Annotated in this window: 14 protein-coding genes; 7 read left to right on the plus strand and 7 right to left on the minus strand. The window is 49.9% G+C overall.

Annotated elements, in window-relative coordinates; all coding sequences use genetic code 11:
* Positions 1 to 79: 79 nt before the first annotated feature.
* The 6 genes from rlmF to ACY0JR_RS19905 all read right to left on the minus strand — a co-directional run bounded on the left by rlmF (position 80) and on the right by ACY0JR_RS19905 (position 7,735).
* Positions 80 to 1,099: a 23S rRNA (adenine(1618)-N(6))-methyltransferase RlmF gene (gene rlmF, locus ACY0JR_RS19880; RefSeq protein ID WP_462635916.1), complete on the minus strand. Its 1,020-nt coding sequence runs from the start codon at positions 1,097 to 1,099 to the stop codon at positions 80 to 82.
* Positions 1,100 to 1,581: 482 nt separating this feature from the next.
* Entirely contained in the window at positions 1,582 to 1,998 is a 417-nt protein-coding gene (locus ACY0JR_RS19885; RefSeq protein WP_462635917.1) for an SRPBCC family protein, read from the minus strand.
* Between the two features lie 257 nt (positions 1,999 to 2,255).
* Positions 2,256 to 3,335, minus strand: coding sequence for an AAA family ATPase (locus tag ACY0JR_RS19890; RefSeq protein WP_462635918.1), 1,080 nt, complete (start codon positions 3,333 to 3,335; stop codon positions 2,256 to 2,258).
* 168 nt (positions 3,336 to 3,503) lie between these two features.
* Positions 3,504 to 4,235, minus strand: a complete 732-nt coding sequence (locus ACY0JR_RS19895; protein ID WP_462635919.1) for a class I SAM-dependent methyltransferase — start codon at positions 4,233 to 4,235, stop codon at positions 3,504 to 3,506.
* Between the two features lie 181 nt (positions 4,236 to 4,416).
* Positions 4,417 to 6,297 (minus strand): rhamnogalacturonan lyase, encoded by a 1,881-nt coding sequence (locus ACY0JR_RS19900; protein ID WP_462635920.1) that lies wholly within the window; start codon positions 6,295 to 6,297, stop codon positions 4,417 to 4,419.
* Between the two features lie 79 nt (positions 6,298 to 6,376).
* A complete protein-coding gene (locus ACY0JR_RS19905) occupies positions 6,377 to 7,735 on the minus strand; it encodes a rhamnogalacturonidase (RefSeq protein WP_462635921.1) in 1,359 nt (452 codons plus the stop codon).
* Between the two features lie 1,485 nt (positions 7,736 to 9,220).
* Between ACY0JR_RS19905 and ACY0JR_RS19910 the strand changes: the two genes are divergently transcribed.
* From ACY0JR_RS19910 to ACY0JR_RS19935, 6 genes are all read left to right on the plus strand, one after another.
* Entirely contained in the window at positions 9,221 to 12,220 is a 3,000-nt protein-coding gene (locus ACY0JR_RS19910; protein WP_462635922.1) for a SusC/RagA family TonB-linked outer membrane protein, read from the plus strand.
* A gap of 18 nt (positions 12,221 to 12,238) precedes the next feature.
* Complete coding sequence (locus tag ACY0JR_RS19915; protein ID WP_462635923.1) at positions 12,239 to 13,831, plus strand: RagB/SusD family nutrient uptake outer membrane protein; 1,593 nt, start codon at positions 12,239 to 12,241, stop codon at positions 13,829 to 13,831.
* A gap of 361 nt (positions 13,832 to 14,192) precedes the next feature.
* Complete coding sequence (locus ACY0JR_RS19920; RefSeq protein ID WP_462635924.1) at positions 14,193 to 16,592, plus strand: beta-L-arabinofuranosidase domain-containing protein; 2,400 nt, start codon at positions 14,193 to 14,195, stop codon at positions 16,590 to 16,592.
* A 91-nt stretch (positions 16,593 to 16,683) separates the two neighbouring features.
* Positions 16,684 to 18,654 carry a glycoside hydrolase family 127 protein gene (locus ACY0JR_RS19925; protein WP_462635925.1) on the plus strand — a complete coding sequence of 657 codons (1,971 nt, stop codon included), beginning with the start codon at positions 16,684 to 16,686 and terminating at the stop codon, positions 18,652 to 18,654.
* 171 nt (positions 18,655 to 18,825) lie between these two features.
* A complete protein-coding gene (locus ACY0JR_RS19930; protein WP_462635926.1) occupies positions 18,826 to 20,454 on the plus strand; it encodes a M1 family metallopeptidase in 1,629 nt (542 codons plus the stop codon).
* A 109-nt stretch (positions 20,455 to 20,563) separates the two neighbouring features.
* Entirely contained in the window at positions 20,564 to 22,879 is a 2,316-nt protein-coding gene (locus tag ACY0JR_RS19935) for a S9 family peptidase (protein WP_462635927.1), read from the plus strand.
* A gap of 70 nt (positions 22,880 to 22,949) precedes the next feature.
* Here ACY0JR_RS19935 and ACY0JR_RS19940 read toward each other — a convergent pair whose 3' ends face one another.
* A complete protein-coding gene (locus ACY0JR_RS19940) occupies positions 22,950 to 23,858 on the minus strand; it encodes an AraC family transcriptional regulator (protein ID WP_462635928.1) in 909 nt (302 codons plus the stop codon).
* Positions 23,859 to 24,067: 209 nt separating this feature from the next.
* On the opposite strand from ACY0JR_RS19940, the gene ACY0JR_RS19945 reads away from it, so the two are divergent.
* Positions 24,068 to 25,000 carry a dihydrodipicolinate synthase family protein gene (locus tag ACY0JR_RS19945; RefSeq protein WP_462635929.1) on the plus strand — a complete coding sequence of 311 codons (933 nt, stop codon included), beginning with the start codon at positions 24,068 to 24,070 and terminating at the stop codon, positions 24,998 to 25,000.
* Positions 25,001 to 25,031 lie beyond the last annotated feature (31 nt).

The raw sequence follows: 25,031 nt of genomic DNA on the forward strand, positions 1-25,031 counted from the left end.
GTGTTTGGTGGCTGCTTTAGGAAAAATAAATCGAAAACGGCCGTAGGAGGCAAGGGCAAGGACTCCTGTAGATTGCTTCTTAAGAGCCGCTTATGTTCTTCTTGCCTGCTGATTTATCGCCCGTATTCCACCGGGAAGCTATCCAGGCTTTTCGTTGTTCTGGGGTAAGGAAGGTCCAGGCTATGAAGCGGCTTATTTTGTTTCCCTGGCTCATAGAGATGGTTTTCACTTCGGCCGCCCCGGCTAGTTCCAGGGTTCTGTAGGCACCTTTCAGGTGGGCACTTTTGGAGACCAGCGTGGTAAACCAGAAGCAGGAATCAAAGAAGTGTTTGCTCTCTCTAACCATATCTGCTATGAATTTGGCTTCTCCGCCTTCGCACCATAACTCATTGCTTTGTCCCCCGAAGTTGAGGACAGATTTTGTGATCTTTTGCCCCTTCAGGTTCCTCAGTTTCTGGAGAGAGCCAGACTGCGCCTCTGCCGCCGAGGTATGAAAAGGAGGGTTGCACAGCGTGAGGTCAAAACGTTCATCTTTTTGAATAATCCCCTTGAAAATATCTTTGGAATAGGCCTGTAACCGGCAAGTAATATAGCCTTGCAGAGAGGGATTTAGCGCTGTTATTTTACTAGCAGATTCAATGGAAACCGGGTCAATGTCTGCTCCTACAAACGACCAACCGTATTCTGTATGGCCAATGATGGGGTACACGCAGTTGGCGCCCACGCCAATGTCCAGACATCTGATGTGCGCTCCTGTGGGTATTTTATGCCCTTTGCCCACCGGGTTCTGGCTGCCCAGCAAATCAGCGAGGTGGTGAATGTAATCGGCTCTTCCCGGTATGGGCGGACAAAGATAGTTAGGCGGAATGTCCCAGTATTTGATTCCGTAAAAATGCTTCAGCAAGGCTTTGTTCAGGGTTTTCACCGCCTCGGGGTTGAAGAAATCAATGGACCGGTCTTTAAAGTCATTCAGCTTTACGAACCGACCAAGTTCAGGGCTGCTCTTGATCAGTTGGGTAAAGTCATAGCGCTCCCGGTGCTTGTTCCTGGGGTGTAACTCTGATTTCTCCTTGGGGTGTTCTTTCTTTTTGGGAAGCATGTACGGGGTATTGGCAGCACAAATTACTTTAGCCGGAAGGTCAGCTTCTGTTATACGGAATTGGGCGGAAAGTTTTCTACTTCTACCATCCAGTATCAGGCTGTTTCCAGCTTGGGTTCTTTGCTCTGGCTTATAAATGGGGTGAGAACAGGTCCCTGATTTCTGCTCATTTCGCCATTGTTGGTGTTATCACCAGCAACTTCTACTCAGATCAGTTTGATGGCAGTTTTGAGAAAAGAGCCGATAAAGGATTGTTGGTGATAACACCAACAATGGCACTAATGCAGAGACTGTAATAGTTGTCATAAAGTAGTGATTTCACTCGCTCGCCTCTGGCGAGTGTGAGCTACTATCGGCCTCTGGCCGTTTCTCTGCTCGCTTTGAATAAACGTACACAAAGCGGCGGGACGCCGCAGGTAGCTCACACTCGCCAGAGGCGAGCGAGTGTTTTGTTCTAATTGCTTTCTACAACTACACAATTCCTATCTAGCCTCCACGTACTTTTTGAAGTTGTCTAGAATAGCTTGCCACCCGGCTCTTTGCATCTCATCTGAATGGCTGTTTTCTGAGTCAAAGCTTTCCGTCACTTTGGTTTGGTCGCCCAGGTCTTCAAATGCAACGGTCACTTGTCTTCCGTCGGCCAGAGAATAAGCAATTCTTTGCTGGTCAATGACTTCATCATAGGTGCCTTCAAAGTCAAAGCTCATGTTCCCGTCTTTGGAGGCCATGGTAGAGGAGAATTTGCCACCAGTCCGCGCATCATTTTCGGCATGGGGGCAATGCCAGTCATCAGACGCGAAATTCCAGTTCACAATATGCTGCGGCGATGTCCAATACGCCCACACTTTTTGAATGTCTGCTGCCACAGTAGTCTGCACGGTAATTTTGGTTCCTTCCATAGTGTTAAGTTGTTTTAGGTGGTTTATAGATGTTTGTGCTATCATTTTGCCTCTGCTGCATTCAAAATCTGGTCCTACACAGCATACCCGGATTTTAACCCAGTCCCTCGCCCGAAGGTAAGCGCCCTGCTCAATCGGTTAAGAGTTAATCTGCGGAAACAAGCCCAAAATGGTTGAGTTCTTGAAGACCTCAAAGGTTTGGTAGAAACTACTCCTGCTTGTGCCTCCCATCCGTTAGAACCTCAACCAGAATCAAACTAAAAGCCTATTTTCTTTTTATTGCCCGTTGTATCAAAAGTTTTCTCCTCAAAATTGAAGATGTCGGCTAACGCCATCTCAGTATTAGTTACTGTATGGCCTAAAGACGCCAGCAATTTTCTCGCTTTCTCTGCCGCCAGAGGCTTGAATTCATAATTGGCAATTAACCGGCCTTTGCGGAGAAGCGCTTTGTCTACCCGTTCAATGTTGGTATTGAAGGTGCAAATAATTTTGATATTCAGGAAATCGCTGAAGAGCCCGTCCGTTAGTTGCAGAATGGTAGATACCACTGAGTTTTCACTGATGCTTTCTCTGGTGGTAATCACTTTCTCGGCATCCTCAATGACCAGAATAGAGTTTCGGTTCTTTAATAAGAAAGAGATAAAATCTGGCTTTAAGAGGTCCTGCACAAACTCATTCTGAATAAAGATGAAGTTGTTCTCATGGAAGCGGGAAAGCAGGTTCTTGATATAAGAAGTCTTTCCGGTGCCGGGTACGCCATGCAGCAAAATCAACCCAGACTTTTCCTGTCCCAAAGACTTTTCAATAATGGCGTTGATCTCCACAAAATCATCATTGTACAGTTCCTCAATATTGACTTGCAGAAATTCACTTTTGACGTCTTCGGTATCAAAATGATTGGAACTATGGGTCAGTACCTTGAAGGTAGGGGACTTGTTGGTGCCAAACTCAGCCCGCAGGTTTTTATTCAAGGCAACTACTTCCTGTTCCAGCTCAGGATCTGTGGCATCGTAGAGGAATTCTACAAACAGCTCATTGTTTACTAATGAAACCCAAAGAAGCAGGCCTTTGGCCGAACTTTTCAACAAGTACTGGAACGGATAGTCCTGCGAAGAATCAGAATCCTTGTCATCCTCGGTACTCCAGTTCTTGAACACCTCCTTCAACTCCAATTGCTCGGCGTTGAAAGCAGCCATAATCCGTTCCATGGACTCTTTGCTTTCCTTGAAGGGTGTTTCAAACCGCAGGGTAGAAGGAAGTTTATCAAAACAGATGATATAATAACGAGTCCTGGCAAAGTCATTATAATCATCAAAGGCATCAATCAGATGGGGCATCTATCTTTTTAGTTATTGAGCTTGAATGCGTGACTTCACTAGGAGGAGTTTCGCGAGGCGGCGATATCCATGAGGCCTGGGAAGCGAAGTACACAAAGCTTGAAGATAGCAATATGCTTCAAAAGAAACACGATGCTGCTATTTCCTTTCCCGCATTAAAGCAGCATTTCACTTTCTGGGAACCGCCCTGATGCACATAAAACCCGGAAAGGCGTTCAACTCTTTGAAGTGTTTTGGGTCTAGTTTCTCAAATTCAGGTACAGGCCTGGGCTCCAGGAGCTTATCCAGTAAAAAGCCATTGTCGGTTAAGGCAGCTAAGCTGGCACCCAAGGGTCTTCGGTAGCTATGCACCTCAACGGGTTGCCCGAAGCCGTTCCAGATGCAGTGCACGGGTTCCACCTCAAAATACCGGGTAGATTGGAAGTAGTTGTATTCTGTAAAAGGGTGTTCAATGGAAATGACCAGGTGCCCGTCGGGTTTCAAAACCCTCCGGAATTCCTGAATGGTCACCGTCCAATCTGGGAGATAATGCAGGGCCAGGGCACAGAGGACAATATCAAAAGAGGCGTCTTCCACCATGAGAAGCGGCTCCGCCAGATCATGGACGAAGAACGTGCCCGCGCCTTTGTTCCGTTTTTGGGCTAGTTTTACCATACTAGGGCTAAAATCGAACCCGGTTACGTTAGCTCCCTGAGCAAGAAGGACCTCGGCGTATTTACCTGGGCCGCAGGCCGCATCCAGAATGGATTTCCCTTGCACCTCCGGCATTAGCCCCAGGGTGTTGGGCCGGTCATAGTAGGCATTGTGGGGTTTGTGGTCAATCAGGCGATCATAACTTTCAGCCAGCGCTTCGTAAGCCGATAGAATCTTTCCTCTCTTATTTTCTTCCGTACCTTCCATAAAGTAAAAATACGTAAATGCGACTTCTAATTAAACAGTCAGCTATACCATAGATCTTTACTTACTCATCAAGGGGAAGAAACTTTCAAGCTGCTTTTAGGCCTAATTCCTGAAAACAGCCTTAAAACACATGCCTCCTAATGACAGCCGTGAAAAGCGTAATTAGGAGGCACGTCTACTGTTAGTTGGAAGTTGGTTTAGCTTTTTTAGCCAGTATAATCTTGGGTTTAGGGGCTTGCTTCATATCCTCACCCAGGTAAAAGCTCAGGTGCGGCGGCTGGTTATACGCCACATTCTGCCAAGCAATGCTGAGCCGGTACTGCGGGTCGTGCATGAGGGTATAAAGTCGGTGCTTGGTAGGAACGGTGGTGGTGTAGATGCGAAGTTCATTGGGCCCCGAGCTTAAAATGAACTCTTCCCGCCAGTCCCCGAACAGGTCAGCAGTCAGGTTTGGGTTTCCTCTGCCATTACCTCTTTCCGCGCCCGCGCTGAAGATGGTGCCGCCTTTGTATTTGCTGATTTTGCCGCCACCCATCAGTTCGCGGGTAAAATCACCGTCCCACCAAATCAGCCAGGAGCCACCGGTAGGAGTGGGGCCTATTTTAGTGCCTTTCATGGAGTACAATCCGCCGGAGCCTGACCACCACATTTCAGCGCCCTTGTTGTCTGGGTCAATGTTTTCGGCCACGCCGCCCCCTACATCGGTGTCAATAGAGCCTTTGAAGTACGCTTCGCCGGTACGGGCCGCGTAAACGGTTACGCCAGGACCGGCATCTTTCACGTAGCCCGAGTCGCCTTTGGCATGGTCTTCAATTTCATGGGGACCGAACACTTCCAGGCCGGGACGGTCAGGGTCCAGATCACTCACGTGGAGGGCATCGCCGTGGCGGAACCCGGTGGTAAACAGTCCTTTTCCGTTGTCATCCACTACCATAGAGCCGTACACAATTTCGTCTTTGCCGTCCTCGTCCACATCGGCTACCGTCAAGTTATGGTTTCCCTGGCCCGAAAAAGGGTTTTTGCCGTCTTTGGTATCAAACACCCAGCGGGAGGTCAGTTTTCCGTTTCTAAAATCCCAGGCCGCGAGCACGGTACGGCCGTAATAACCGCGGCACATGACCACGCTCGGCAGTTTTCCGTCTAAATAGGCGGCACAGGCCAGAAAACGGTCTACCCGGTTGCCGCTGTTGTCATTGCCCCCGTTTCCGCCGGGGCCGCCCCAGCCGTTGGTAGGATTGCGGGAGGGAATGTAGTCTGTGGTGGCCAGCGCCGCACCGGTCTGTCCGTCAAATACCGTAAAGAACTCAGGCCCTTCCAGCACTTTGCCCAGGGTTGTGGGCACTTTGCTGCGGTAATCTTTGGTGGAGTCGCCAATCACTTTTCCTTTGCCGTCTATGGTGCCATCGGCGGTTTTCATGGCTACTTCGGCCTTGCCGTCCCCGTCCAGGTCCATCACAATGAACTGTGTGTAGTGTTCGCCTTCGCGTATGTTGCGGCCCAGGTCTATGGTCCAAAGCAAGGTGCCGTTGAGTTTGTAGGCTTGCAGCATGGGTTTGTCAGTAAACCCATTGAAGGAGTTGTCTAGTCCTTTGCCCACTTGGTGGATCACCAGTTCGTACTCGCCATCACCATCCAGGTCACCCACTGAAGTGTCGTGCGGCCGGTATCCGGCGGGTGTCTTCAGCGGAACGGATAGGTACTGGCTTACCGGCGCGTTGGCGGGAATCACGAAAGGTTTGCTGCTGGCCGTTTCTTTACCGTTCACCAGGGCTTTCACGGTGTAGGCGGTGTTTTGCCCTACGTTCGCTTTGGTGTCTATAAAGTTAGTGCCGCCCGTGATGGGTTGCGCATTCAGCTTCACCGGTTTCCCCGTGCCAGAGGTGCGGTAAAGGTTAAAGGGTAGGTTTTGGGGCTCAGTTCCCAATAAACGCCAGCTAATGAAAACAGAATCTGGGCTATGCCGAACGGCTACTACCCCACGGTCCAGGTTTTCCATGATACGCTGGCCGTAACCAGTAGCGGTCAGGCAAAAGAAGAACAGGTATAGAAAGATTTTTTTCATATGCTACGCTAAGAAATGAGGTGCTTACCCAGGTCATGAAATGGTAGAAAGTACCTGCGTTTTAAAGTGATAAACCTTTCTAGAAAAGCTTCTTCTTGTTCACCGTGACATTCTTCCCTTTAAAGTTTTCTATGAGGGAAGTGTTTATCTCCAGATGATTTTTGGCGGTTACCTCAATGTTCTCAAACCTAAAGTCTGACATCCTGTAGCCGAAGCCTTGCGCAGGGGAGGGATCCTTGGAAGCGCCCACGTTGAAAAAGTTATTGCAACTCAGCTTGATGTTGCGCATGGTGATGTTCTGGATTTTGGAGGTGCCCGCTACCTGTTCTCCTTTGAGGTCGAAGAACTGAGTCCAGGGCTGGATGAAGATGAAATTGCCTATGTCCTGGCCTTCAATGTCTTCCACCAACACATGTTCGTAGATCTGGGGAGTGTCTGGACGCATCTTGAACCAAAGCAGACGCTCTGCGTGGTTTACCTTGATTCTGCGCAAAATAATGTTGCGGTCATGGATAGACTCGCTTCCGAAGGTCAAAGCGCCGTGGCAGAAACCGTAGGTGCAGTCTTCAATGATGATGTTGTAGTTGCCGCCGTTTTTCTCGTCCTTGTCGGCCCGCGGGCCTTTGCCACCTTTTAACGCCACCGCATCATCATTCACAGACATGTAGCAGTTCTTGATGAGCACGTTTTTACAGGCGTCAATATCTACGGCATCGGTACTGGGGGCTTTTACCGGCTCTTTAGGAGAGTAGATGTAGAGGTCCAGCAGCTTTACGTTTTCGCTTTTGTATAAGTGCGTGGTCCAGAAAGGGGAATTGATCAGCCGTACGCCAGACAGTTGCACGTTCTTGCAGTTGGAAATGTACACCAGCCTTGGTCGCATTTCATCCATGTTGGTAGTGGCGGGGTTGAACTGCCGCCGGAGCCAAAAGGATTTCCAGTAGCGTAGTCCGTTGCCGTCAATAGTTCCTTTCCCCGAGATGGTGAATCCGTCCAAGCCGTCGGCATTCACCAACGCTGCGAAGTACTTCAGGCTTTGTCCCTCCATGCGGGTTGGCACCAACGGGAAATTGCTGATGTCATCACTGCCTTTCAACTTTCCGCCTTCTTCCAGATACAGGTGCGTGCCTTGTTTGAAGAAGAGTGAGCCACTCAGGAACGTCCCTTTGGGAATGATGACCACGCCGCCGCCGTTTTCAGCCGCTTTGTCAATTACGGCCTGTAAAAGGGCGGTCTGAAGGACAGTACTGTCGTTTTTGAGGTTAAAGTCTGTAATACGGTACTGCTTGCCCAGTTTGGTAATATCGGTGGGTTTGTTTTGCCGGAACCAGTCTGGTATAGGCGTTCCGTCTGGGAAGACTTCCTTGGCGAAGGCCATCACTTGGAGCGTGAGGGAAAGTAGGAGCAGCAGGGCAAGGCTGCATTTTTTTGAAACCATAATACGCTGTTTTTAGAGGGAGAGTGATGCTAGGCGTTTGCAAGCGTTACGCCGTTCTCCGTTTATGGCCCAATATAACAAGAACACTTCCGGTGAGAATCCTGTGGAATCCTGTACACGCGGTTTCGTGTACCACTGACAACGCAAGCCCGTCGGTTAAAGGCGGAAGTTTAGGTGTTGTGCGCACCAAGCATGGTGCGGGTGTACTCTGCAAGGTATATACTCAGATTATCTAGAGGGGGAAAATCCCTTATCGGTGAGTTGGCAGCCTTTATATTGATTTGACTGCAATACCTTTTTCCTTCATAGCACGAGATATAATGTTTCATTTTAATGTATGTCGGTTTACTACTTCCTTTCGTCTGCAATTCTATTGTTGTACCGGATGTATTCTGTAAATACTTGGAGTCTTTCCGCCGATACTGAGGACAATAGTATTGTTCTTTAAGTACTTTCCCTTTCCCCCAACTCTATTGGGCATAGTTGATACAGTTCTTAAAGAATTGTATATGCATGTACGACGGTACTCAAAAGTGCTGTCACTAATAAAATAGCGCCCAGCCGAGCGTTACGCCTCCAACCCAAGTCCGGACTGCCCCTGCTGCTTGGTTGATGCCTTATAATAGGCAACATACTTTCCCATCTTTCCCTTCCTGGCCGATTTTCCTATAAATGTGAAGGAGTTAGGCTTTGTCAAACTTTACAAACACACTCGTTTAGGAAGCTTGACAAAGCTCTCATTCAAGGGTTGGTAACATGATGTTAATATAGTATCTGTATTAGATAATCCAGAAGAGGGGTTGCTTTATTGGAAAGAGTAGATTTGTAAAGGTGCAGCATCCAAAATTAGTAGGTAATACAACTAGTTAAAACCAACAAACACTAACATGGAGGATAAATCATGAGACCTTGTCTTCTTTAAACTAAAAGCGCTGATTACATTCTTGATGACCAGGAGAAAGGAGTCAAGAGTATGATGATGCAGAGGTAGTCTTGCTAAAAGCTTACCTTTTCTAAATAGTGTCAGGAATTACATGATAAGGGAGCTGCCATGTAAGTTCTTGTATGCCTGTTTGAAACAGGACTATGCCCACATAGTAGATGTGTTCTTTGATTGCAGGACTTCTAGCCTCACTTATTTGCTTGAAAATACTGCCAACAGAGACTTTCAATTAAAACCTGCAGAAGAGATCTGATTAGCTCAGATGTTCCACTTTTCTTGTGCTCCCGCCTGCGCCCATTCCAAGGGTAATGGCTTTTTTGCACTTTTCCTTTGGGTAGGAGGTGTGCAGCAGCACTTCCTTTCTTTTTGACACCCACACTGCTGGTGGGAAGCGTCAAAATCCAGCTTAGGCTGCCGGTATTTACCCCTCCATCTGTCAATTTCCCAGATGGTGACCCCATTGCCTTTAGGCACTGGTTGATGGCACCTTCATTTCTGAAGGGCATGTGATTCTTTCTGTTTGAATTTTAACAATTGGCTTTATGAAATGGAAATTTACGAATAGGGTTCTCGCATTGTCGGGTACCGTGATGTTGTACACCGTTCTTCCCTGTATTCACCAGGAAAGCGCTTATGCTGGGGTGAGAGACCCACGCGTGGTAACAAGGCAAAATAGAACGGTATCAGGCACTGTGACTTCTGCCGAAGATGGTTCGCCGCTGATAGGGGTCTCTGTCTCCATAAAAGGAGGGACAGCGGGAGTTATGACAGATGTAAATGGTAAATACCAGTTATCTGCTCCTGAAAATGCTGTCCTTATATTCAGTTATATAGGATACACTCCCCAGGAAGTATTGGTTGGCAACCAATCTCAGTTGAATATCCGCCTCAAGGCTGACCGGCAGGTTTTAGAGGAAGTAGTAGTGATTGGATACGGAACCCAGAAGAAGGGCGATGTGACCAGTGCCGTGGCAGGAGTAGACAGAGAAGACTTTGTGAAGGGTGCCGTACGCGATGCCGCCCAGTTAATACAAGGAAAAGTGGCCGGTTTGCGGGTAACCACTCCCAGCGGAGACCCTAATGCAAATACACAAATTAACCTGCGGGGCATCAGCTCCATTAATGGGAGTTCCAATCCATTGGTGATCATTGACGGGGTGCCTGGCAGCTTAAATACCGTAGCTCCGGAAGACATTGAGTCAATAGACGTCTTGAAAGATGGATCGGCGGCGGCTATCTACGGAACCCGGGCTACCGGAGGGGTAATCCTAATCACTACCCGTAAAAACCAAAGTGACCGCAGTACCATAGAATACAACGCCTATACCAGTGTACAACAAATAGCCAGAAGGCCTGAACTGCTGACGGGAGATGATTACCGCCGCCTGATTCAGGAAGAAGGGATTGATTATGATGATTATGGCGGCAACACAGATTGGTTGGATGAGATCATGCAGACACCCGTTAGCCAGAACCACAACCTGACGTTCTTCGGCGGAAATTCGGCTACAAACTTCACCGGCTCGCTCAACTACAGAAACTGGGAAGGTATCATGAAACGGACAGGGCAGGAACGTTTCGTTGCCAGGGCAGACATAAACCACGCCATGTTTGATGAAAAACTAAAGGCGAATATTCAGTTAATCAATACGGTAGGTTCTTATGTGCAAGGCGGCGGTGACGGGTATGCGTACCGGCAGGCGATCATCCGGAACCCAACGGACCGGGTAAGAACGGAAACCGGTGAATGGCAGGAACGCGACGGGTACTTCTACCTGAATCCTGTGGCCAGGATAGAGGAGTTTGACCGGGAGACCACCACCAAGGAAATGAGAATGAGCGGAAGCTTAGACTATTCGCCCATCAAAGATTTACACCTGAAATTATTGGGGTCCCATATTGAGGGAAGTTCCTTAAACGGGTACGCCTCTACGTTCAACCACTCAGATACCTGGTTGGATAACCGAAACAGCAATGCGGGCAGAAGTACCGGTGCTAGCCGGACCAATTTGCTTGAACTCACTTCTAACTATGCGAAGACCATAGGGGCGCATACCTTCAGCGTATTAGGTGGCTATAGCTGGCAAGATGAGACCAATGAAGGGTTCAACGCCGATAACTGGAATTTCCCTACGGATGCCTACGGCTGGAACAATTTAGGGGTTGGCCAAGCGGTGCAGGCTGGTCTGTCTAGCATGGGGAGCTACAAAGACAACTGGAAACTCATTGGCTTCTTTGGGCGTGTCACGTACAACTGGAACGACAAATACCTGTTCATGGCCAGTGTGCGGCGTGAAGGCTCATCAAAGTTTGGGATTAACTCCCAGTGGGGTACCTTCCCGGCAGTGTCGGTGGGCTGGAGAATCAGCCAGGAGGGCTTTATGAGAACATTAGGGTTTGTGTCAGACCTTAAATTGAGAGCAGGTTACGGAGTAACGGGTACCATTGCCAACAGCCCGTATATGTCGCAGATTAGCTACAACTTCAGCGAAGCGGAAGGGGCTTTTATTGGAGGGAAATGGGTGAGGGGTTTCACTCCAGTCCGTAACTTCAACCCAGATCTACGTTGGGAAAGAAAAGGGGAATACAACGTAGGCCTTGACTTTGGTTTCCTGAAAAACCGCATCAGTGGTTCCCTTGATTTCTTCCGGCGTGACATTGAAGACTTGCTGTATACCTTCCAGGTTCCGTCGCCTCCTTACTTGTACAGCTACATGACCATTAACGCGGGGGCACTCCGCAGCCAAGGGTTTGAGGCATTGGTGAATTTTACTCCCGTTGAAACCCAAAATTTTACCTGGAACTCTAATTTGACTTATTCAACCAATACAACTAAACTTATTTCCCTTTCAAACGACCAGTTTGACAATACAGTAGAGTATTTTGATGCTGGTTATACCGGTGAACCCATTCAGGATTTCACTCACCGGGTAGCGGTTGGAGAGCCTATCGGTCGTTTCTATGTCTGGAAAACAGTAGGGGTGGATGCGAACGGCGGCTGGCTGGTAGAAAGCAAAACCGGAGAAACCATTCCTATCAGTGAGGCCACCCAGGAGGACCGTCAATACTATGGCAATGCCATTCCTAAGCATGTGCTGGGTTGGAACAACTCGGCCAGGTACAAAAACTTTGACCTGTCTGTAAACATTAGAGGAGCGTTTGGGCACGACATCCTGAACTTCCAGCGCATGTTCTATGAAAACCCTAAAAATACATCATATAACATGCTTAAAACTGCTTATGACCCGGTTTACGGAAAACGGCTCAATAACGACCTGGTGTATGTAAGCCACTACATTGAAAAAGGAGACTACGTGAAAATTGATAACGTAACCTTTGGCTACACCTTGCCAAAAGACCTGATCAAGGTTGTGAAAAATGCAAGAGTCTATGTGTCTGGCTTGAACCTGTTTACCATCACTGGTTACAAAGGACTGGATCCGGAAGGGGTTAGCTATTCTGGGTTCGCTCCAGGCAATGATGAGCGTGACAAATATCCTACTACCCGCACGTTCACGGCTGGCCTTAATGTATCCTTCTAAGTTCTTATTAGTACGATCATGAAAAAGAAATTTATAGTATATACCCTGGCTACTACCTTAGGAGCAATGGGTGGTATTAGTGCCTGCACCAACCTGGATGAAGACGTTTATTCAGAGGTTCTCGCTGACAGTTTCAAACCCACGGAAAAAGATATTCCGGCCATTATTGCACCGGTATATGCTTCCTTCAGAGGCTTGATGATGGGCTGGCAAGGGTACTTTGATTTGCAGGAAGAAAGCGCAGATGCCATTGCCACGCCTGCCCGCCCCAATGGCTGGTATGATGGGGGTACGTATCTGCGGATGCACACCCATGCCTGGACCGCGCAGGAATGGCAACCTCAGAATACCTGGTTAAGTGCTTACAATAGCATTACCAAAGCCAACCGGGTACTGGCGCAGATTGATGCCGGAGAGATTGCCATTGAAAACGGGAAAGAGGCATTGGTGGCAGAGTTGAGGGCCGCCCGAGCCTTTGCCTACTACCTTTTACTGGATAACCATGGCAATGTGCCCATAGTGACAGATTACAAAGACGTTCAACTGCCAGATCAAAAATCACGGAAACAAGTGTACGACTTCGTGGTAACGGAGCTGCTAGAGGTAATGCCTCTCTTAAGCGCTGATCCTTCTGCCACTTATGGGCAGCTGAACAAGTGGGGAGTGAAAGCCTTACTGGCCAAAATCTACCTGAATGCCGGCGTCTACACCGGCACGCCCCAGTGGGAAAAAAGTATTGAGCAGTGTAATGACATTATTGCCAGTCAGAAGTACTCGCTGGATCCCAATTACTCTGATGTTTTCACTTACACCAATCAGAATTCTCCGGAGATCATTTTTGCCATTCCGTATGATCAAATCTATGGCGATGGTAATATTGTCCATATGAAAACCCTGGACCCGGCCAGCCGGTTCGTGTACAAGATGCAGGCCGGGCCGTGGGGCGGAAATGCTGCCGTTCCGCAGTTTATTGACACCTATGATGCCCAGGATGGCCGTTTAAAGGACACCTGGATCATGGGGCCTCAAAAAGATGCTACCACTGGGGCAATTGTGATTGATTACAAGAAACTATTACCCAGTATGGCAGCCACAAAGTCAAACGATGGCTACCGGATTGGGAAGTATAAAATCAAAGAAGGAGCTACCGGTTCACTGGACAATGATTTCCCAATGCTGCGCTACGCTGATGTGCTCATGATGAAAGCTGAAAGCCTTTTGCGCTTGGGCCGGGCAGATGAAGCCGCCGTTTTGGTGACCCAGGTGCGCCAGCGCGCTTTCAGAGATACTAACCCAGCCAAAGCCACCGTGACCGGAGCCGACCTAATGCAAGGCAGTACCTATGACTACGGATTGCAGGATGTGAACGGAAACATTCAGGCTGGCCCTGGAAGCGGCGGAAGCGATATCCAGTTCGGGAGGATGTTAGACGAATTAGGATGGGAGTTTGCCGCGGAAGCCCACCGGAGACAGGACCTGATCCGATTTGGGGTGTTCGGGAGAAAAGCTTGGTTTAACCATAGTCCTACCAGTCCCAACAAAGCTCTGTTCCCCATTCCGGCTGACGAAATCAGCAAGAACCCTAAACTGGTGCAGAACCCCAGCTATTAGTAAATAATTTGTTTGTTTGATTGATAATCTGCTCACTCCAGTCTCTTTAAAAAGAGGCAGGGGGTGGGCATATTTTTTTGCTTCATGTCGGGTTTGTTAAACCGCTGTTAACATAGTATTACCATTGGCTAACATGCTGAAGTTTCTTTTAAATGTATTGGTGTTTATTGCATTAGAAGATTTCAGCGGAAGAATGTTTTGGGCCTGTTTTCTTGAATTAAGACCTAAAACATAACCGTTGAGGCGGAAAATGCTTTAGCCTGCGCAGAAAGAGTTAATAAATCCACCTGGCTATACCTGAAAAAGCAATTAGCCGGTCCAGGTGGTTAGAACCAGTATCATCAAGTAAGACCCCAACTTTATGAACGAAATGAAAAGATGGTCTATCCTGCCCATGCTCATCGGCAGTTTGATCTCCTTCAATACAGCTCAGGCCCAGTCTTATGTTCCAGAGTGGAACAACACCAAAATGCAGATCAAGCCGGTGGTGGGTATAAAGGCTTACGCGTTCAACCTGCAGGACGTGAAACTGCTGGAAAGCCCTTTCAAGGAGGCCATGAAAGCGGACGCCGATTTCCTCCTGAAGATTGAGCCAGACAGACTGCTGTCTGATTTCCGCGCCCATGCCGGTCTCAAACCCAAAGGGCCAAAGTACGGCGGGTGGGAATCCTCAGGTCTGGCGGGGCATAGTCTGGGGCACTATCTCTCGGCGTGTGCCATGCAGTATGCTTCTACCAAAGACAAAGCCTACCTGGACCGAGTGAACTACATCGTGGATGAGTTAGTGGAAACCCAGAAAGCCCGCAAAACCGGGTATGTGGGCGCCATTCCCAATGAGGATAAGATGTGGGCCGAGGTAGCCAGCGGCAATATTAAATCCCGGGGCTTTGACCTGAACGGCGCCTGGGCGCCCTGGTATACCGTGCACAAGATCATGGCCGGCCTCCTGGATGCCTACCAGTACTGCGGCAACGAGAAAGCCCTGGCAGTGAACAAAGGCATCGCCGATTGGACCGGGGAAACCATCAAAGGCCTGAGCGACGAGAAAATGCAGGAGATGATGGTGTGCGAGTACGGCGGCATGGCCGAGACCCTGGTCAACACCTACGCCATCACCAAAGACAAAAAGTACCTGGACCTGTCTTATAGGTTCTATGACAAAAGCATCCTGGATCCTTTGTCTAAAGGACAGGACATCCTTCCCGGCAAGCATTCCAATACGCAAATCCCCAAGATCATCGCCAGTGCCCGCCGCTACGAGCTCACTGGGGATAAAAAGGACTTGGCCATTGCCGATTTCTTCTGGAAAACCGTGACCCAGAACCATTCTTATGCTACCGGCGGAAACAGCAACTATGAGTACCTGAGCGAGCCTGGCAAACTAAGCGACAAACTCACCGACAACACCACCGAGACCTGCAACACCTACAATATGCTGAAACTGACTCGGCACCTGTTTGCCCTGCAGCCTTCGGCCCATTTGATGGACTACTACGAGAAAGCGCTTTATAACCACATCTTGGCTTCTCAGAACCACGCCGATGGTATGATGACGTATTTTGTGCCTTTGCGTATGGGTGGCAAGAAGTTTTACAGCACGCCCTTTGAAGATTTCACCTGCTGCGTTGGATCGGGCATGGAGAATCACGTGAAATACGGCGAGAGCATCTACTTCCGGGGAGAAGACGGCAGTCTGTTCGTGAACCTATTTATTCCCTCAGAGCTGGACTGGAAAGAGATAGGCGTAAAAATCAAACAAGAAACCGAGCTCCCGGCCAAAGACCACACCACCCTTACCGTCCAAACCCAAAAAACGACTTCTTTCCCCCTCCGAATCCGCAGGCCGCATTGGGCCAAAAACCTGGAGGTGAAAGTGAACGGCGAAACCCAGAAGGTGGCTGCTGATAAAGACGGGTACTTCGTGTTGAACCGCAAGTGGAAAAACAATGACAAAGTGGAGTTCACCGCCACCTCTGATTTCTACACCGAGGTCCTGCCTGACAACCCCAACCGCAAAGCCGTGTTCTACGGACCGGTGTTGCTGGCCGGGGTGTTAGGTGAAAAAGAGCCGGAGCCGGTAACCGGGGTTCCTGTGCTGGTCACCAGCGAAACCAATGCCAACAGATGGATCAGAACTCTCAATGAAGAGAAACTCCGGTTCCAGACCGCGGGCATCGCCGTGCCGGAGCAGGTGAATCTCATTCCGTTCAATCAGACGGGTAATGAATATTACACGGTGTACTGGGACGTGTTCACCCCCGAGAAGTGGGCCGTGCAGAAGAAAGTCTACGAAGAGGAAAAGCAGAAACAGAGAGACTTGGAAGCACGCACCGTGGACATCCTGCGGGTAGGGGAGATGCAGCCCGAGCGCGACCATGAACTCACCGGTGACAGCATCTTCAACGGCGAAGACCACGGCCGGAAGTGGCGGGCCACCAAACAGGGCGGCAAGCTGGTGTTCAAGATGAAAGTGGCGCCCAACGCCAAGAACACCCTCATGGCTACCTACTGGGGCATGGACAACCGCGACCGCAACTTTGATATTCTGGTGGATGGGGTGAAAATTGCCTCTGAGGACCTCAACAAGTACAAGGAAAGCAAGTTCTACGACATCTCCTATGACATACCGCAGGAGCTGGTGAAAGGCAAGCAGCAGGTAACAGTCACCCTGCAGGCCAAGCCGAAGAACAGCGCCGGTCCGGTGTATGGCGTGCGAATGGTGAAAGAAAACGTGGCCTCCGGGAGAGCCTCTGCCAAATAAAATCTCATCAGGAGGATCAGGTTTACCGTTACCACTGGTCCTTTTTTTACATCAGGTGTTTATGCTCTGTTTTTTGTAAAAGACCCTTAAAATGAAGAAAAACCTACTTAGACTACTGGCCATTTGCCTCGTACAGACGGGGGCGTTCGCGCAGGGAAGCATCAGGAATATCGCGCCGGTCAACTTCTCCAAAGTCACCATCAACGATGCCTTCTGGAAGCCCCGTATTGACCAGGTGGCCGACGTTACGATTCCGGTCTGTATTGAGCAAACCGAGGTGAAAACGCCCCGCATCCAGAACTTCGAGATCATGGCTGGCCTGAAGAAAGGCGAGTTCAAAGGCATTTTCTACGATGACTCCGATGTCTACAAGGCCCTGGAGGCGATTGCCTATTCCATCAAAAACAAGCCCTCGGCTGAGCTGGAGAAGAAAGCTGATCAGTGGATTGACCTCATCGCGAAAGCCCAGCAACCCGATGGCTATCTGAACACCTATTACACACTCCAGTTCCCCGAGAAGCGGTGGACCGACATGAGCATGCACGAAGACTACAACGGCGGGCACCTCATAGAAGCGGCTGTGGCGTATTATGAGGCTACCGGCAAACGCAAACTCTTAGATGTTTCCATCAAATTCGCCGACCATTTTGCCTCGCTGTTCGGGCCGGGCAAGCAGCATTGGGTGACCGGGCACCAGGAACTGGAACTGGCCTTGGTGAAGCTGTACAAAACCACCAAAAACAAAAAGTACCTGGACTTAGCTGATTGGCTCCTGGAAGAACGCGGCCGTAAATTGGCCAAAGGTTACACCTGGACCGACTGGAAAGACACCGCCTACGCCCAGGATGTGGTGCCGGTGAAACTGCAGAAGGAAATCACCGGGCACGCCGTACGGGCCATGTACATGTACACCGGCGCCGCAGATGTAGCTGCCCTGAAAGGCGATGAAGCCTACATGGGCGCCATGAAAAATGTGTGGGAAGACGTGGTCTATCGCAACATGTACATCACCGGCGGCATCGGATCTTCGGGCCGCAACGAAGGTTTCTCCAAAGACTATGACCTGCCTAATGAGCATGCGTACTGCGAAACCTGCGCCTCGGTGGGCATGGTGTTCTGGAACCAGCGCATGAGCTCCATGACCGGAGACAGCAAGTACGTAGACGTGCTGGAGCGCAGCCTTTACAACGGGGCGCTGGATGGTTTGTCCTTGAGCGGCGACCGGTTCTTCTACGGAAATCCGCTGGCCTCACGCGGAAACCACCAACGCAGCGAGTGGTTCGGGACGGCCTGTTGTCCGGCCAATATTTCCCGCCTCATCGCCTCGCTGGGTAATTACGTCTATGCGCAGTCCGGGAACGGGGTATGGGTGAATCTGTACATCGGGAGCCAGACCAACCTCAATACCCCCAACGGGAACCTTCCGCTGGAAATGAAAACGAATTACCCCTGGGAGGGCAAAGTGGACATCACACTGAATCCCGCCAAGGCTACGAATGCCCCGTTGCACCTGCGCATTCCCGGTTGGGTGCAGGGGGATCCGGTGCCCGGCGATCTGTACCGTTTCTCTGACAAGACCCCTTCTAAATTCACGTTGAAACTGAACGGGAAAGCCGTGCCCTACAAGATGGAGCGGGGTTACGCTGTAGTGGACCGCAAATGGAAAAAAGGCGATCACCTGGAGCTGAACCTACCTATGGAGGTGAAAAAGGTAGTGGCCAAAGACAGCCTGACCTACAACCAGAACAGAATCGCCCTGCAACGCGGACCGCTGGTGTACTGCGTGGAAGGCGTGGACAACGGCCAGGAAGCCTGGAACATGGTGGTGCCCGAGGATACCCGTTTTGAGGCTACTTTCAATAAACAGCTCCTAAACGGGGTGGTGGCTCTGAAAGCCGAAGTGCCGGTTATCTCCGTGAGTGCCGATGGTTTGTCTACCGTTACCCAAAGGAAAACCATCACTGCCATCCCTTACTATTCCTGGGCCAACCGCGGCAAAAGCCCCATGCAGGTCTGGTTACCCACCAAGATCAACGGCATCATGTTAAATTATACCCAGTGATAAAAGGTAGAGGCACGCTTGCTTGGATCCATGCTTTTCGCCAGGTCTGGGCCAGGGTGTACTCCTGAGTTTTGCAATATCTATTTTGGGCTTGTTTTCTGAAAATCGGGCCTGAGACACCTGATCAGTTTTCCTATATATATTAAATCACTTAGCGTGAGAATCTGTTTTTTGTCAGTCTTTTTTCTGCTGCTATGGGCTACCGCCGCGCAGGCGCAGACCAAAACGTTTACCCGACAGGATACCCTGCGGGGAAGTATCACCCCGGAGCGGGCCTGGTGGGATCTGGAGTATTACCACCTCAACGTGAAGGTGAACCCCGCCGATAGCACCATCCAAGGCATGAACGCCATCACCTACAAAGTTCTCTCGCCCAATCAGCGCCTGCAGGTAGATTTACAGCCACCCATGCAGATTGAAAAAGTAACACAGAACGGGAAAGAACTCACCTTCACCCGCGACGGAAACGCTTGGTTTGTGCAGTTAGATCAGAAACAGACGAAAGGTGCGGTGAACACCGTGGAGGTGTATTACGGCGGCAAACCGGTGGTGAGCAAGAACCCACCCTGGAGCGGCGGCATCACCTGGAAAAAAGACGCCAATGGCCAACCATTCGTGGCGAACTCCAACCAGGGCGACGGCGCCAGCTTGTGGTGGCCCTGCAAAGACCACATGTACGATGAGCCCGATAGCATGCAGATCAGCGTGACCGTGCCGGAGAACCTGATGGATGTCTCCAACGGGAAACTCCGGGGTGTGACCAAGAATACAGACGGTACCAAAACCTTCCACTGGTTTGTGGCCAACCCCATCAACAACTACGGGGTGAATCTGAGCATTGGCGACTACGTGCATTTCTCCGAGAAATACAAAGGCGAGAAAGGCCTATTGGATCTGGACTATTATGTGCTGAAAGAGAACCTGGAGAAAGCCAAGGTACAGTTCAAAGACGCGCCCCGCATGCTCAAGGCGTTTGAACACTGGTTCGGGCCGTATCCGTTCTATGAGGACGGTTTCAAACTGATTGAGGTACCTTACACGGGCATGGAGCACCAGAGTGCCGTGACCTACGGAAACGGGTACAAAAACGGCTACCGGGGCAAGGACCCCAGCGGGTCCACCGGCTGGGGCATGAAGTTCGATTTCATCATCATCCATGAATCGGGACACGAGTGGTTCGCCAACAACATCACCTACAAAGACATCGCCGACATGTGGATCCACGAGAGTTTCACCAACTACTCTGAGAACCTTTTTGTGGAGTATTACTACGGGAAGAAAGCCGGCCGCGAATACGTGATCGGAACCCGGGCCGCCATCGGGAACAAGCAGCCCATCATCGGCGAGTACAACGTGAACCACAAAGGCTCCGGCGACATGTATCCCAAAGGTGGCAACATGCTACACACGCTTCGGCAGGTAGTCAACAATGACAAAAAGTGGCGCGATATTCTGCGGGGGCTCAACAAAGAGTTCTACCACCAGACCGTGACCACCCAGCAGATTGAGAACTACCTGAGCAAACAAGTGGGCCGTGACCTCACCCCAGTCTTCAACCAATACTTGCGCGACATCCGGATTCCTAAGCTAGAATATCAGCTTGCCGGAAATTCCCTCAAGTACCGCTGGACCAACACCGTAGACGGGTTCAACCTACCTGTAAAAGTGTACCTGAACGGCAAAGAGAGATGGCTGGAGCCGGGTACCGCCTGGAAAGAACTCAGCGGCGTGAAAGCCGGAACAGAACTCACCTTGGACCCGAATTTCTATGTGGAGTCCTCCAGAAAGGAAAGCATCTAGGTTTTACAGCAGGTCTGCTAATATGGTATCAGGACATGCTAATATGCTGAACAGAAATTGCTTGTAATAAAGACATCTTGCCATACACATCCACTAATTACATCCAACTATGCATCTCTTCCTCCGCCTTTCTACAACCTCGCCTAGTAAGTATTCCGCGGCATTGAAACAGGTTCTGGTTTGTGCCCTCGTGCTTCTGGGTTCTGGCGCTGTGCAGGCGCAGGGAACCAAAGTTGATTATGAGCGGGCGGAGAAACTGAAAGTGGCCATGAACACGAAGGTGTTCTATGCGCCGTCCCGCTTCAGTTGGGAGAAGGGGAAAGATTCTTTCTGGTACATCCGGCAGACACCAAAAGGGAAAGAATTCATGTTGGTGAATGCTCAGAAGCGCTCCAAAAAGCCTGCCTTTGACCAGCAGAAACTAGCGAAGGAATTGTCTGTGGCACTGGGCAAACCGGTGGAGGCCTACAACCTGCCTTTCACGGAGATCACGTTGGTGGAGGATGGCAAAGCCCTGGAGTTTGTAGCCGAAGGAGCCAGGTGGCGAACCAACTTAGGGTCATACAAACTGCAGAACCTGGGCAAAGCCGAGGAAAGAGATAACCGTTATTGGGGAGACCGTTGGAGTGACCAAGGCAACAAGCCGGTACTTTCTCCGGACAAACAGTGGGAGGCCTTGATCAAGAATTACAACGTTTACATCCGTTCTGCAAAAGACAAGAAAGTGGAGCATCAGTTAAGCTTTGACGGTTCGGCAGGAGAGTACTATTCTTCTTTTCTGGAATGGTCCCCGGATTCAAAGAAACTAGCTACCAACCGGGTGAGGGCCAACAAGGAGCATCTGTTATACTTGATTGAATCATCGCCCTTAGACCAGTTGCAGCCTAAACTACATACCCGCAATTACCTGAAACCCGGCGATGCGCTGCCGCAAAGAGCACCCCAGCTTTTCTTGATTGAAGAGAAAAGGCAGGTTGCTGTTGATCCTTCTCTTTTCGGGGTAGGCCAGCAATATGACCTCTCTAACCCCAGCTGGCGGAAAGATGGGCGGGCGTTTACGGTAGAGTATAACCAGCGGGGACACCAGGCCTACAAGGTGCTGGAAGTGAATGCTGCCTCGGGTAAGGTGCGGGACCTGATTAAAGAGGAAAGCAAAACCTTCATTGACTACAGCGGCAAGAAATTCCGGCAGGATGTGGGTGATGGTAAGGAGATCATCTGGGCCTCTGAGCGCGATGGTTGGAACCATCTTTACCTCATAGACGGGGCCACTGGTCAAGTGAAAAACCAGATCACCAAAGGCGATTGGGTCGTGCGTGAAGTGGTGAACGTAGATGAGAAAAACCGCAGCATCGTTTTTGAAGGCAGCGGACGCGAGGCGGGGCAGGACCCATACCTGGTGCAGTACTACCGCGTAAATTTTGACGGCTCCGGCCTGACCGCCCTCACCAAAGAGGATGCCCACCACACCGGCACGTTCTCACCTGATTTCAAGTACTTCGTGGATAGCTATTCAAGAGTAGACAGCCCGCCGGTGACGGTGCTCAGAAGTGCCGCCGACGGAAAAGTGGTGATGGAGTTGGAGAAAGCCGATGCCTCTGAATTGCCAAAATCTGGCTGGAAAGCACCTGAGGTGTTTTCGGCCAAGGGCCGCGATGGGCAAACCGATATCTGGGGAATCTTGGTTCGGCCGACCAACTTTGACCCCGCTAAGACTTACCCAGTCATTGAATACATCTATGCCGGGCCGCACAGCGCGTTTGTACCCAAGACGTTCAACTCCGGCACCAGGCACATGCAGGAACTGGCCGAGTTGGGATTTGTGGTGGTGCAGATTGACGGCATGGGAACCTCTAACCGTTCCAAAGCCTTCCAGGACGTTGCCTGGAAAAACATTAAAGACGCTGGCTTCCCAGATCGCATTGCCTGGATGAAAGCTGCTGCTCAGAAGTATCCTTCCCTGGATTTAAGCCGGGTGGGAATTTATGGAACCTCGGCCGGAGGGCAGAGTTCGGCTGGAGCCTTGTTGTTCCATCCGGAGTTTTACAAAGTAGCCGTTTCTTCGGCGGGTTGCCATGACAACCGCATGGACAAGATGTGGTGGAACGAGCAGTGGATGGGTTTCCCCATTGGGCCAGAATACGCCGCGTCTTCCAATGTTGTCAACGCCCATAAACTGCAAGGCAAACTCATGTTGATTTTGGGCGAACTGGACGACAACGTTGATCCTGCGTCTACGCTGCAACTGGTAGATGCCTTGATCAAAGCCAACAAGAACTTTGACTTCCTGATGGTGCCCGGCATGGGCCACTCGTCCGGCGGAGAATACGGGGAGCACAAGCGTCGCGATTACTTCGTGAAGCACCTGCTGGGCATAGACCCGCCCGCCTGGGAGATCAAAGACCAGGAAAAAACGAAATCCTGATTTTAGCCCGAAAATTTTAAAACGGCTTCAAAACAGAATTTGACAAATCAGTTAACCCAAATTCCAGACGCTACACTTGGGTAGTTTCTACCAAAGAAAAGTCACTGGTGAATTTGGTGTTGTGGAGCTTCACAAACTCGGTAGGTGTGAAGTTGGTGATGTCTTTGAACTGGCGGTTGAAATAGGAGATGTTGTCATACCCGCATTCAAACGCCGTTTCCCTGATGTTCCATTTGTCTTCAATCAGAAGTTTGCAGGCGTGGCCAATCCTGATCTCGTTCAGGAACTGGGAGTACGTTTTCTGGGTGTGTTGCTTAAAATAGCGGCAAAACGCATTCACGCTCATGTTGGCCACGTTGGCGGCATCGCTGAGTTTGATGTCTTCGGTGAAGTTGTTCATGATGTAGTTGAAAACATCATTGATCTTGCGGTTATCAGACTCATTGAGGTTCGCGTTGAAACCCACCGAAGAAAGTGTTTCCAGGTCATCTGAGTTGGAGAGGAGGTTCAGGATAATGAGCACTTGGATAACCCGGTCAAACCCTTTCATCGCGCGCATGTCCTGAATCAGGGCCAACACCTTCTTGCGGGTTTCTCCTCCAATGAGTAAGCCCCGCTTGCTGTTGAGCAATAATTTCTGCAGCGCGTGGGCCTCGGGTAAAGAAAAAAGATTATCTTCAAAAGACGCAAGGTCCACAAAGACCGAGATGTTGATGGCTTTCAGTTCAGAGTCTGGTTCGTAGTATTTTTTATCGTTCCGGAACACATGGGGCAGGTTGGAACCTAAAAGAATGATATCACCGGCCTTGAAATTGCCAATGCTGTCGCCAATAAAACGGGTTCCGGTGCTTTCACAAATCACCATGATCTGCAATTCCGGGTGAAAATGCAGGTTCTCGTAGAAATGGCGCTGTGCATCATACTGAATCCGGACGGATTCCCCAGATGTTCTCGGAATTTTGAAATGTAAGGGTTTCATGGCATGGGTGAGAAAAAGTAAACGAAGAACGTACCTAAATTTAACCAACATAATTGATAAATCTGCACAGAAAGCCTAATTGATAATTCTGTATCACCAATGGGTAAAATGTAGGAATTCCCTTCAGCCCCTTTGAGGTAGTTTTGTTAAGCTCTTATAAAGGTCTAGAAATCGTAAAATCTAATACAGTAACATAAAAAAAGCACGCCATGAATGTACAATGGAAAGGAGTTTTCCCTGCTGTCACCACCAAGTTCACGGAGCATGACCGACTTGATATTCCTGCATTTCTGACCAATATTGAGGCTCAGCTGAATGCCGGGGTGGAAGGTATCATTTTAGGGGGTACCTTAGGGGAAGCCAGCACCTTGACAGATGAAGAAAAAGCAACCCTGGTAAAAGAAACAGTGGCTTTTGTGGGCGGGAAGGTGCCCGTGATCATGAACGTGGCCGAGCAGTCCACTGCCAAAGCGATTCAGGCGGCTGAGGATGCCCGGAAAAACGGCGCGAGTGGGTTGATGCTGTTGCCGCCCATGCGCTACAAAGCCGATGACCGGGAAACTGTGGCTTATTTTAAGGCAATCGCCCAGTCCACGCCACTACCTATCATGATTTACAACAACCCCGTGGACTACCGCATTCTGGTAACCTTGGACATGTTTGAAGAGCTTGCCTCCGAAGACAACATTCAGGCGGTGAAAGAATCTACCCGCGACGTAGGCAACATCACCAAGATGAAGACCCGTTTCGGCGATAGATTTAAGGTTCTTTCGGGCGTAGATACCATTGCCCTGGAAAGCCTGGTGCTGGGTGCCGATGGTTGGGTAGCTGGTTTAGTCTGCGCTTTCCCCGCTGAGACCGTAGCCATTTACAACCTGGTAAAAGCGGGCCGCTTAGAGGAAGCCGTAAGCATTAACCGGTGGTTCTATCCGCTGTTGGAATTAGACATCCATCCTAAACTGGTGCAGAACATCAAACTAGCAGAAGTCTGCACGAATCTGGGAACCGAAGCAGTGCGTCTGCCGCGTCTGCCTTTAGAAGGTGCTGAACGCGAACAAGTTCTGGCCATCATTAACGAGGCCTTGGAGAACCGTCCGGTTTTGCCTGATTTCAAAAAAGAAAAACATCTTATATCCTTATAGAAACCTAAGCCCATGTGAATGCACGTGGGCT

This window comes from Rufibacter sp. JT3400010, assembly GCF_054956755.1.